Annotated in this window: 7 protein-coding genes; 2 read left to right on the top strand and 5 right to left on the bottom strand. The window is 64.4% G+C overall.

Annotated elements, in window-relative coordinates; all coding sequences use genetic code 11:
• Positions 1 to 16 precede the first annotated feature (16 nt).
• A complete protein-coding gene (gene agaR, locus AC56LV_RS06740) occupies positions 17 to 784 on the top strand; it encodes a transcriptional repressor AgaR (protein ID WP_183552891.1) in 768 nt (255 codons plus the stop codon).
• Positions 785 to 815: 31 nt separating this feature from the next.
• Here the strand turns inward: agaR and AC56LV_RS06735 are convergent, their stop codons facing one another.
• The 5 genes from AC56LV_RS06735 to AC56LV_RS06715 form a co-directional block, all read right to left on the bottom strand.
• Positions 816 to 2,225 carry a DUF4832 domain-containing protein gene (locus tag AC56LV_RS06735; protein WP_499556606.1) on the bottom strand — a complete coding sequence of 470 codons (1,410 nt, stop codon included), beginning with the start codon at positions 2,223 to 2,225 and terminating at the stop codon, positions 816 to 818.
• Complete coding sequence (locus AC56LV_RS06730; RefSeq protein WP_499556605.1) at positions 2,222 to 4,927, bottom strand: alpha-galactosidase; 2,706 nt, start codon at positions 4,925 to 4,927, stop codon at positions 2,222 to 2,224. The genes AC56LV_RS06735 and AC56LV_RS06730 overlap by 4 nt, the downstream gene beginning before the upstream one ends.
• Positions 4,924 to 6,021 carry an amidohydrolase family protein gene (locus tag AC56LV_RS06725; RefSeq protein WP_499556604.1) on the bottom strand — a complete coding sequence of 366 codons (1,098 nt, stop codon included), beginning with the start codon at positions 6,019 to 6,021 and terminating at the stop codon, positions 4,924 to 4,926. Before AC56LV_RS06725 ends, AC56LV_RS06730 begins: the two co-directional genes overlap by 4 nt.
• A 101-nt stretch (positions 6,022 to 6,122) precedes the next feature.
• Positions 6,123 to 8,966 carry a TonB-dependent receptor gene (locus AC56LV_RS06720; RefSeq protein WP_499556603.1) on the bottom strand — a complete coding sequence of 948 codons (2,844 nt, stop codon included), beginning with the start codon at positions 8,964 to 8,966 and terminating at the stop codon, positions 6,123 to 6,125.
• A gap of 610 nt (positions 8,967 to 9,576) precedes the next feature.
• Positions 9,577 to 10,125, bottom strand: a complete 549-nt coding sequence (locus AC56LV_RS06715) for a cysteine hydrolase family protein (RefSeq protein ID WP_499556602.1) — start codon at positions 10,123 to 10,125, stop codon at positions 9,577 to 9,579.
• 137 nt (positions 10,126 to 10,262) lie between these two features.
• On the opposite strand from AC56LV_RS06715, the gene AC56LV_RS06710 reads away from it, so the two are divergent.
• Positions 10,263 to 11,261, top strand: a complete 999-nt coding sequence (locus AC56LV_RS06710) for a GlxA family transcriptional regulator (RefSeq protein ID WP_499556601.1) — start codon at positions 10,263 to 10,265, stop codon at positions 11,259 to 11,261.
• Positions 11,262 to 11,400: the final 139 nt, after the last annotated feature.

The raw sequence follows: 11,400 nt of genomic DNA, 5'->3' as shown, positions 1-11,400 counted from the left end.
ATCTGCGTATCCAATCATGGGTCAAACCGGTCAGCGCCGCGACACCATTCTTAAAGCTCTTACCGAACAAGCCTCGGTCCAGGTCAGCGAACTCGTCAAGCAACTCAACGTCTCGGCAGTGACGATCCGCAGCGACCTGAGTGCACTCGAGGCGCAGGGCCTGGCCATCCGCAGTCACGGCGGCGCCACGCTGGCACGCATGCCGCCGACCGAACACACGGTGTCGCAAAAAGACGCGCTCAATCACGAGCAGAAAGAGCGTATCGGTGCTTTGGCGGCGCGCCTGGTCAAGCCGGGCGAGAACATCATCATCGATTCGGGCACCACGACGCTGTCGCTGGCGCGCCACCTGCGCGATGTGCAGAACGTGACGGTGCTGACCAATGGCCTGAATATCGCGTGGGAGCTGGTCAATGCCGCGGGCGTCGACCTGATTCTGACGGGCGGCCTGCTGCGCAAGCAGGCGCTGTCGATCCAGGGCTTGCAGGCCGAAGCCTGCCTGCAGGCCTACAGTTTCGACAAGCTGTTCCTGGGCGTCGATGGCCTCGACCTGCAGTTCGGCGTGACGACCCACCACGAGGCAGAAGCGAGCCTGAACCACAAGATGGTCGAGCGTGCGAGGAAAGTTATCGTGCTCGCCGACTCATCGAAGTTCGGTTTCATCAGCCTGCACCGTATCGTGCAGCTCGACCGCGTTCACACCGTCATCACGGACGGCGATATCAGTCCGCAATACCGGGACGGCCTGCGCGAGGCCGGCATCGAACTGCTGATCGCCGAGTAAGCCGGCCACGCGCGCACGGCGTGGCAGCACGTCAGAGAATGTTCAACGTTGTCCCGGTACGGAACGCGCCCAGCGATGCATCCCATCCCTGCGCTTTAGCGGCATCATCGGCATTGGCAGGCCGCACGCTGTAGCGCGCATCGCCGGCCAGCGACGCCGCGCCATCCGGCAATGCCAGCAGCATGTCGTAAGCGCCAGTGGGCGTGCCGCCCGGGATCGCAACCCGTGCGGTGGCGGTGCTGGTCTGCCCCGGCAGCCAGGCACGGGGATCGATCGACGCCAGGGCCAGCCGCACGACCTGGCCGGTGGTGCGGTGTCGGAGCACCATCTGCACACCTCGCGGGTTGAAAGCGCGCGCCCAGCCGGCGTTGCGCACGGTCAGCACCAGCTCGCCCGACTGGCCAGCCACGATGCGTGAACTGTGACGCAGCGTCGCCAACTCGAACCTGTAACCCATGCTGCGCTTGACCTGCGCCAGGCAACCCTGCGCCTGCCAGCGTTTGTGAAACAGGTCGCGATAGTAACTGTCGTTCAGGTACGTCAGGCCGAAGCGCCGCCCTTCGCGCAGGATGTCATCACAGTGCGTGCGCGGCGTCGGATTGACTGCATCTGCAGGGTTGCAGGTTTCGGCGCCGAATGGCGCTGCCGTCGACAGCGCGGCCACGTAATCGCGCTCGCGCTGCCGGGTCGCCGGGTTTTCACTGTAGGTGCCGACATCCGTGTTCGAGGCCAGGAAGCAGTCGTTGTGCACGCCGACGCGTGACGCAGCCGACCCATCGCCCCAGCGCGGCGTTTGCGGCGCCCACGCCATCAGATAGGGTGGATAGCGCACTTGCAGGAAGCGGTCGGGCGGCAGCGCGGCCAGCAGCGCATCGCGGATCTGCGTGCGCCGCGCCGGCTGGGTCAGGTCGTTTGACGAGGTATGCCATTCGCCCCAGGCCCCGACAAAGCCCGCCTGCAGATACGCGATGACATCGGCATTGGCCGCCAGGACCGGCTTGAGCTGACCGATATGTTCCAGCACGCGCTGGAGCGGTGCATCCTGCGCCGTCCGGTAAGCGGTTTCGCCGGCCGGGAAGTTGTACATGAAACGCGGGATGAGTTTCAGGCCCGCGCGGCGCGCAACGGCAAACCCTTTGCTCAAGTCGGCAAGCAGCGTCGCGGGCAGCGCGTGGCCGGCATGCGCGTCCAGCCGCACCGGCGCGTAGACGATCCGGTAGCCGGCCGCAAACTGGGCATCGGCCTGCGCCTGCGTCCACGCCGCCAGGTTGTCGGCCGCCCAGACGTACATGCCCCGCTCGGGATTGGCGATCTCGTCGGCCGACGCCTGGAACGTCGTCTCGACGGGGCTGCCTGACGGGCGGTCTGCCGACTGCCCGGCATGGGCATGCGCCGACAACATGACGAGCAGGGCCAGGGGAAGCAGGCGCTGCACCATCATGCGTCGATCAGCAGCCGGCCGAACGCGCCTGGCACGTGGAAGTCGGGTGCGGGGGTGCGGGTCGGGCTCCACGCCGAATGCACGCGGTTGTCACCGGCAGCTTCGGGGCCTTCAATGCGGAACAGGTTCAGGCGCCAGCCATCCCCGGCGCCGTCTCCACCCCGCATCGGAATGGCCAGCTCGGCCGTCCAGACCTTGTTGCCCGCATCGACATGCGCCCTGGCGCGGCTACCGCCATCGATGCGCCGCTTGCCCGACACCTCGATCGCGATTTCCTGCAGCAGTCCGTTGGGCGCGACCTGGATTTCGCGATAGCTTTTCAGTCCGGCGCGATCGGGCGCCTGCAGGAACACCTCGACGACGTCGCGCTCCCATAGGGGCCAGATGGCGCTCGCCGGGCCGGCCTGATCAAAGGTGGTGAGCGTCTCGTACTTGCAGATGAAGCGCAGGTACAGGTGGCCCGCACCCCGCAACAGTTGGACACGGGTCGATTGCGGCCCGGCAAGCGGCTTGCCTTGCCAGTCGTGGCGGAAGAAGGTCGCGGGTGCATCGGCCCATTGCGATGCGTGCGGGAAGCCGTCCGCGCCCACGGCCGGCACCCTGCTGGCAAACGCGACCGGCAGCTGGTCGGGAAGGTCGGGCCGCGCTTCGACCAGCAGGCTGTGGGTAAATCGCAGAGGCAGCGTTGGCTTGTCGGCCGACACCTTGCCCAGCACGCTACCGCTGAGGGAGTCGCGCACCGTCCAGGTGCCCGGGCCGAGGCCACGCAATGCGACCACGCCATCCCAGCGATCGGCGTAGAACGCGTAGTGCAATGCACCGGCCTGCTCGACGACGTGGGTTTCCGGCTTGTCGAAACCCAGGTCGTACATCTCACCGCGATAACGGCCTTCGGCCAGGCGCCCCTTGTTGTACAGGTCCACCCACTGTCGCCAGTGCGCTTCGCGCTCGGGTGTCAGCAGGAAGGAGTCCTTGGGTTTCGGGTCGACCGGCCACGTGAACTTGGTGGCCACGACCGCGCCGATGCCGACGCTGGAGGCGAAATCCTGCCCGCCCGTGCTCAGTTCCACGTGGTCGCCCGCGTAGGCGGACCACGGACCCATCAGCGCCTTGAGCGTCTTGCCCTTGTGGCGCACCTGCCAGCTCGACAGCGGGTCGGATGATGGCGCCTGGTCCATGTAGGGCATGTTGTGGAACGCATAGCTGGTGCCGCACGGGCACACTTCGAGCACCGCTTCCGGATTGGCTGCATGCACCACGTCGTGCATGACCTTGTAGAAGTCGGCAACTGTCTCGACCGATTCCTCGGGGCGCTTGTGCTGGTGCTTGGGATTGAAGCATGGTGCCACGCCATTGAGGTGCTGGCCATCGACCTTGAGGCCGTCGAAGCCCCAGTCCGCAATGATCATGCGCAGCGTCGCGGCCAGGCGCGTCTGCGTCTTGTCGTAGGCGGGGCACAGGTAGAAGCAGTTCCACCAGGTTACGTCCTGGGCAGCGCCGGTCTCGTCGAGCAGCAGCAGGTCGGTATGCTCGTGCAGCTCGTCGCTGCCGGGGGCCACGGCAAGTGGCGCGATCCACAGCCGCGCCTTCATGCCGCGTGCGTGAATGTCGGCCACCAGCGCCTTCATGTCGTCACCCCCGCGCGGGAATTTGGCGAGGTCAGGCGTCCAGTCGCCGGTCTTGACCTGCCAGCCGTCGTCCAGCACGGCCCACTTGAACCCCAGTTCTTGCACCTTCGGCAGCGTGGCGCGCACATAGTCGAGCGAAAAATCGCGTTCGTAGCCCCAGGCGCACCACTGCGCATCGTAGGCGCTTTGCGGCGGCTCGGGGGCGGCGAGGCCCTGCGCGGCCATCAGGCGGCGGTAGCGGTCGAGTGGCACATAGAAGTCGCCGCGGTGCACGGCGATGAACGTGGGCGGCGTGGCAAACGTGGCGCCCGGGGCCAGCGTCTGCGGGACATCACCGCGCAGCGAAATGTCGACCGCATTGCCGACCGCCTTCACAGGCAGTGACACCAGCAGCGGCTGCAGCGCCAGGTGACCGACGGCCAGGCCGGCGTCGCGGCGCCAGACATCCGCGACCGGCGTGCCGCCGCCATAATCCGACGCGTTCATGCCCAAAAAGTTGCCTTGCTCGAAACCGCGCTTGACGGGTTGTACCCAGTCGCGCCGGTCGGCGTGGCTGGCGCCGGAATAGGTCCAGTAGCCGCCCGCATGGCGCGGCGCGGCAGCCAGGCGGTGCGCGCCATTTACCCAGGCGTCGATCGTCAGCGGCCTGGCGCCGGTATTCACGTAGCGCACGTCCAGCAACGCCACGCCCGGATGCTCGTCGAGCAGCGTCACGGTGACGCGCTTCTCGATGCCTTCCGCAGAGCGGCCGACGAGGTGCAGCGCCTGTCCGGTGCCAAACGGCGTCGTGGCCGGGGCCGGCTCGGCCTTCTGCAACGTGAAGCGGCCAAGCGGCTTGCCGCCGATGACCACGTGTTCGCTGGTGTCGAAGCCGGTCAGCGCGACGGGCTGCTTGCCCAGCAGGCTGACGACACGGCAACGCAACTGCTTGTCGAACTGGAGTGACACGGCGGCGTCCTGCACGCGCACATGGCCCTTGCCCAGGACCGCAGTGTCGGCCGCCTGGGCCAGCGGAATCTGCGTGGCCAGCGGCGCCGCGCCGAGCCACCCCAGGAATGCACGGCGCGCGGTCATGGCTGACCTTTCCAGGCACCGGGGAAGGCGCGCTCGGCATTCGTGCGGTAAATTTTGTCGACGACGTCGCGCGGCAGTGCCAGACCCTGGACGGGCTTGTCCAGATCGGCGACCTTGAACGACTCTGCCGTATTGAAGTAACGCCAGTGCATGCGCCACACGCCTTCGGCCTCGCGGCCCAGTGCGGCGCCGTCCTGGCCAGGCTCTTGCGCCATGTCGCTGCCGTAGAGGATGCGGTCCTGGTACTTGATGAAGAAGTTGCGCACCTTTTCGCGGTCGCGCTGGCTCTGGTATTGCAACTGGCCGATGCGCGCCGACGCGTCCACGACGGCGTTGGGGAACCGGTCGAGGAAGGCGGCCAGTTCGTCCACATTGCGCTCCAGCGAGGCGAGGTGCACGCCGACGAAATGCAGCGTCGGGTGCGCCGCCACCATGCGGTCGCGCGCGGCCATCTGCGCTTCCCAGCTTGGCATTTCGGGGTGCAGGTACATATGGTATTGCGGGTGGTTCTTGAAGTAGGTGCGGTCGTTGTTGACCGTCATGCGTTTTAACGGCAGCCAGCAGTTGTGCGGCTCGCCCTGGTGGCCCAGCAACGGGATGCCCTGGCGGGCCAGGTCGTCGAACAGCGGCGCAAAGCGCGCATCGTCGATCATCACCAGTTCTTTATCGGCACCGCGCAGGCTCATGCCGATGTTCTTCCACACCTTGACGCCCACGGCGCCGGCTTCCATCGACGCGGCAATGCGGTGGCGGGTGGCGGCGAGCCACGCAGGTTGGGCGGAACCATCGACGGAGAAGCTCGCTGCCCATGCGACGTCCTGCGGGAATTGCTTCTTCAGTGCGATGGCCACGCGCTGCTGGTCATCGAGCGGTGGAAAATCGGGGTAGTCGACATTGATCGACAGGATCTTGAAGTTCTGGCGCCGGGCCGCTTCCATGAACGCCGGCGCCGCATTGTGCAGGTGAAGGTGCGCGTCGATCTTGGCAACGCTGGCATAGTCCGCCATCGTGTAGCTGGACTCGTCCGCAGCGTAGGCGGAGAAAGGGATGGCCCCGGCGAGCAGGACGGCAAGGGAAAAGACAGAAGTGTGCATCAGGATTCCAGTTCTCGGTGTTGCGGGCCGGTGAACTGCCAGACCGGCCCGCGCTGGCGATGGGCTGTGCGGCGCCACGTACCATGGCGCCGCTTGTTTCATCAGAATCGCAGGCTGGCGCCCAGGGTCACGGAGCGGCCGTAACGGTAATAGCCGTTGGGCAGGCTGACGGTGCCATTGGTCAGGCGGGGTGCCTGCTCGGCATCGGTGAGGTTGTTGCCTTCGATGCTGATACGCAGCGATTTGTTCACATCATAGGCCAGCTGGGCCGTGACCCAGGTTACCGAGTTGGTCACTTCGTTGAAGCCGGAACCGATCACGTTGGAGGCAGTGACGAAGGAATCGGTGAAGTCAGCCGTGGTACTCATGCTCCAGGGGCCGCGTTCGTACAGAACGCCAAGCGACGCGCTCGCTGGCGCAACGCCTTCGAGCGGGCGTTCGACGCCGGCGACCCAGCTGCTCGACAGGTTGCGCGTGTATTGCGCACGCACGCCGAAGCCGTTGGCGAACAGGTGCTGCAGGCCGATCTCCATGCCGCGCGCCTTGGCGCTGTCGCCGTTGATCGGGCGCTGCACGTTGAACAGGCGTCCGCCCGGCGCACCGATGTCCTGGCCAGTCAGCCAGAGGTTGGTGATCTGGTTCTTGATGTTCTTCTGGTAGACGGCGAAGGTCATCGCGGAGCCTTTGGCGTAATACCATTCCAGCGACACATCGGCCTGGTGCGCCGTGTATGGCTTCAGATCGGCATTGCCGCCGTAGATCTGCGTGAAGTCGCCCCACGAGATGCTGGCCGTGGTGCTCGACGGCGCGAGCTTGTCGACCGACGGGCGTGCCATCGTCTTGGCCGCGCCAACGCGCAGTTGCAGCTTGTCCGTGAGCGAGTAGGTGAAGTTACCCGACGGCAGGGCGAAGCTGTAGGTGGCATCCTGACGCACGACCGACGGGTCGGCGTAGATTGGCGTGAAGTTGAATGCGCCATTCTGCACGATCTCGTTGATCTTGGCATCCCACGCTTGCGCGCTGGTCTTGGTGCGCACGAAGCGCACGCCGACGTCGGCAAACCAGCGCTCGCCCGCCAGGTCGGCCTGCACGAACGCGGTCGAGGTCTTTTCTTCGACGCGATAGCTTTCCAGCGGGTTGAAGGCCGGCGCCGACAAGGTCGAGCTGTAGACGCCGCCGCCCGGCCGTGGCTTGCCGTCATAGCCGGCCAGTGCCTGCGCGTAGCTGTCGACGTCAAAGCCGAGGAAGCTGCGCGGGAAGTTGCCGTTCACGCCCGACAAAAAGCCCTTGGGGCTCAAGGTCTGGTTGATCACGTTGCCGCCCAGGGCGCCCACGTTGATCGCGTTTTCGCCAGCATAGTGATCCTGGCCCGAGTTGAACGCGTTGTTGATCATGTCGCGCGATTTCTTGCGGTTGGTCTGGCTCAGGCCAAACCTGAGGTAGTCGATGCTGTACCGGTCCACCTTCCAGTCGGCATTGACTGTCGCGCCGCCGATGCGGTCATCGATATTGTCGCCCGCACGGCTGTAGAAGTGGGTGTTGAAGTCCTTGCCGCTGAACAGGCCCTGGGCCAGGCCGCTCTGCAGGTCGCGGCCATCGGCCAGTGTGGTCGTCACATCGGGCACGGCGCCGCCGTTGAGCCGAATGCGCGTCACGTTCGGCTGGTTCATGCGCAGTACGACGTAGCTGTCCTTGCCCCCGGAATCACGCTTCGAGGTGGACAGATAGACGTCGCCGGCCACGTTCAGCGTCGGGGAAATGCGCCATTCGGCCCGGGTACCGTACATCGCGGTATCGACGACCCGGTATTCGGTCTTGTTCAGCACTTCGGGATTCAGGCGCAGCTCGGGGTCGCTGCTGTTCAACGTCAGGTCCGTCACAACATTGTTCGTGACCTTGACGTCGGACCAGCGGCCCGGGGCGTATAGCGGGTAGTACGACAGCTGGTAGCCCACCTGGGGTGAGTCGAGCCGCGTCTTGAAGCCGTCAAAAATGACCTTGACGTCGCTGCTGGGCCGCCACTCCACCTTGCCCGAGAGCGCAATGCGCTCCTTTTTCTCCATGATCGAGCCGAAGCGGAACTGGCCAGGCCCGATCAGTCCTTCTTCGTTCGGGTCGAGCACGCCGTTGCCGTTCGGATCGATAGGGCCGCCCCAGGTATTGCCGGATTCCCAGAACTGGCTCGGGTCGCTCGGGATCGGATTGCGTGACCAGCCCCCGTCATTGCCGGCGGTGTCGGTGCGCACATCGCGCTTGGCATACACGAGACCGAGCAGCACGCCGAGCTTGTTGTCGAAGGTATTGCTGTACGTAGCGGACAGCTTCTTGCCATTCAGGCTGCTCATGTCGTTGTGGTCAGCCTCGGCGCGCACCAGGCCACGCTGGCCTTTCTGGTCAAACGGGCTGGCCGAACGCAGATTTACCAGGCCGCCGATGGCACCTTCGACCAGCTGCGCCTGGGTCGATTTGACGACGTCGGCGCCGCTGATCACATCGGCCGGCAGCACATCGAACGCGAAATAGCGGCCCGCGCTGTCGGTGCCCAGCAGACGACCGTTGAAGGTGGTGAGCGTGTAGTCAGGACCCAGGCCGCGGATGCTGACCCGCTGGCCTTCACCGCCGGCCGTGCGGGAAATCGAGACGCCGGTGATATGACTGAGTGAGTCGGCCACGTTGTTGTCGGGGAAGCGCCCGAGTTCCGTCGCGCTGATGCTGTCCTGTACGACAGCGGCGTTGCGCTTGAGTTCCAGCGACTGCTGAAGGCTGGCACGGGTGCCGGTAACGACGACTTGCTCCAGCTTGCCGGCATCGGCCGCGATGACATCCTGAGCGCGGGCCGGTGTCGCGAGTGTGGCAAGCGCGAGCAGACAGGCAGACGTGAGCGGATTGAGCACAAACCGATCCTGACGATTGGCGCGCGAGCGGCACTGTGAAGGAGAATTCATGAAACGCTTCCTTTATAAGTTGTTGGAGCAGCGTGGCAATGGCTGGCAAACGGAAAGGCTGTCTAGTTGCGATCACTGCCTCCACGAGCCGGAATGCAGACCAGCTGATGCGACTTGTCTCTATCTTTCGTTTTATTTCGTATTGCGTGAATCCTCAGCGTACAGGTTTCGGTTAAGAGATATCGAAAGTCTTTGACATTGCTCGAACCGTCGCTGTGACACCAAGTCTATAGCGAAATTCCGTGTAATACAAAACATCTTTCGTTTTTTCGAATTTCCGTTGTGTTAACGTATTTCGCGAAAATTCTTTCATTCGAAAGCAAGGTCTGTCGCCGATTTTTGTTTCGTGAGGTGTGCCTGTGCACGGGCAGGTCGGCGGCGCGATCGAGCGGTGCCGGACCGGTCGGATGCGAGAGGGGAGGGGAGTGAAACTTGGTGACCAACGTCGATTGGTATCGCCGAAGCGGCTTCGGGACGAGAGCGTGGTCAGCGGGATGCGGATGGGCGTGAACGAATGCGAGAGCGCCAGGGACGGGACAGGCCACCGCGCAAGGCATCGGGCTACCAACAGCCGAACGCTCGCGCCGGCCCGTCAGGGATCAGCGGCTTGTCAGCCCGCCAGGTAGTCGTCGGCAGACACCAACGACGCGTAGGCAAATGCCAGTGCCGACATGAACGCGGCATGCACCTGCGCGGCCGGCACGGTCTGTCCGCCGAACTCGAGGTCGCGCGTAGCGCATGCATCGTGCACGACTGTTGTCTTGTACCCAAAGTCGGACGCTGCACGGGTCGTCGCATCAATGCACATATGACTCATGGCGCCAATGATCGTCACCTCATCGATACCGTGGGCGTCCAGCAGTGCCTTGAGACGGGTTTTGAGGAAAGCATTCGGGAAGTTCTTGACGATGACCAGTTCGCCCTGCGCCGGCGCCACGGTTTCGTGGATCTGGACGGCATCCGTTCCCGGCGTGAAGACGGGCGCCTCCGGGTCCGTGGACTCGTGGCGAATATGGATGAGCAGGTCGCCTTTGGTGCGCGCGTCGGCGATCACGCGCGCCGCATTGTCCAATGCGTCGTGGATGCCGGCCAGCGCCAGCTTGCCGGTAGGGAGATACTCGTTCTGGAGGTCGACGACGACAACGGCACGTTTGTTCATGGTGATGTTCCTTTCATTGAAATGAGGCGCCCAGCAACAATATCGTGCACGTGTCGGGCAACCCGGAAGACCGATTGTGCTCGCAACGGCCACCACCGAACATTGGCCCGAAGGCTAACTTTCGATACAATCGGGCCATGCCTGCTCTTGCCCCCGTCGTCCGCCACCAAAAAGTTGCCGTCATCGCATTCGAGGGCATCACGCCATTTCATCTGTCGGTGCCTTGCCTGGTGTTCGGCAGCCACGTCGCCGGCGCCGATGCGATGTCGTTCGAGATCACTGTCTGCGCACCGCAGGTGGGCACCTTGTCGACCTCTGCCGGATTCGCGATCGCGATCGATGCCGATCTCTCGGTAGTCGATGAGGCTGACATCATCGTCATGCCTTCCTGGCACGCAGGCGGGCGCAGTGCACCGGATAGCCTGCTTGACAGTTTGCGCCGCGGACATGCGCGCGGCGCCACCATCGTCGGCTTGTGCCTGGGTGCCTTTCCGCTGGCACAAGCGGGCCTGCTCGATGGACGGACCGTGGCAACGCACTGGGAGGCGGCAGACATGCTCGCGCAGCACTATCCCCGACTTGCCGTGGACCGGCATGTGCTGTACGTGGATGATGGCGACATACTGACTTCGGCGGGTGTTGCCGCCGGCCTCGATTGCTGTCTGCATCTGCTGCGGCGGCTTTGTGGTGCCGAGGTCGCCAATCGTGTCGCAAAGCACATCCTGGTCGCGCCACACCGTGATGGCGGGCAGGCGCAGTTCATCGAGCGGCCGTTGCAGGACGACGCTGGGGCAGGGCGGTTCGCCCAGTTGCTCGAGTGGGTCGGTCAACATTTGCACGAGGATCACAGCATTGACATGCTGGCCCGACGTGCCGCCATGAGCCGGCGCAATTTCACACGGCATTTTCGCCTTGCGACCGGCACCTCATTCAAGCAGTGGTTGCAGAACCAGAGACTGATCCATGCCCAGCGGCTGCTCGAGGCAGGGGACTTGTCGATCGAGCGCGTCGCGCACGCATCCGGATTCGGCACGGCGCTGTCGCTTCGGCAGCATTTCAAGGCAACCCTGCGCACATCGCCGTCCGACTACCGCAGGCGCTTTCGGGCCAGCAGCGTTGAGCGTGCCGAAACCTGATCAGGGCAACGGCTGTGAGGATGTTCGCCGGATCGAGGGGAGAGGCGCCATTCTTCGAGAAAATGTAACTAACCAACGCATAAATTTGCAAAAACATAAACCCAGCGTTAGCGGCGGCGCCGACTTTGCGGACACATGG

It is taken from the genome of Telluria sp. RB2R28 (assembly GCF_059685835.1).
Note: the sequence above shows the minus strand (reverse complement) of the source record. Positions and strands in the feature narration are given on the sequence as shown.

Coding starts and splice junctions, on each gene's coding strand:
- agaR (WP_183552891.1), top strand. CDS start 17: ATGGGTCAAACCGGTCAGCGCCGCGACACCATTCTTAAAGCTCTTACC.
- AC56LV_RS06735 (WP_499556606.1), bottom strand. CDS start 2,225: ATGATGGTGCAGCGCCTGCTTCCCCTGGCCCTGCTCGTCATGTTGTCG.
- AC56LV_RS06730 (WP_499556605.1), bottom strand. CDS start 4,927: ATGACCGCGCGCCGTGCATTCCTGGGGTGGCTCGGCGCGGCGCCGCTG.
- AC56LV_RS06725 (WP_499556604.1), bottom strand. CDS start 6,021: ATGCACACTTCTGTCTTTTCCCTTGCCGTCCTGCTCGCCGGGGCCATC.
- AC56LV_RS06720 (WP_499556603.1), bottom strand. CDS start 8,966: ATGAATTCTCCTTCACAGTGCCGCTCGCGCGCCAATCGTCAGGATCGG.
- AC56LV_RS06715 (WP_499556602.1), bottom strand. CDS start 10,125: ATGAACAAACGTGCCGTTGTCGTCGTCGACCTCCAGAACGAGTATCTC.
- AC56LV_RS06710 (WP_499556601.1), top strand. CDS start 10,263: ATGCCTGCTCTTGCCCCCGTCGTCCGCCACCAAAAAGTTGCCGTCATC.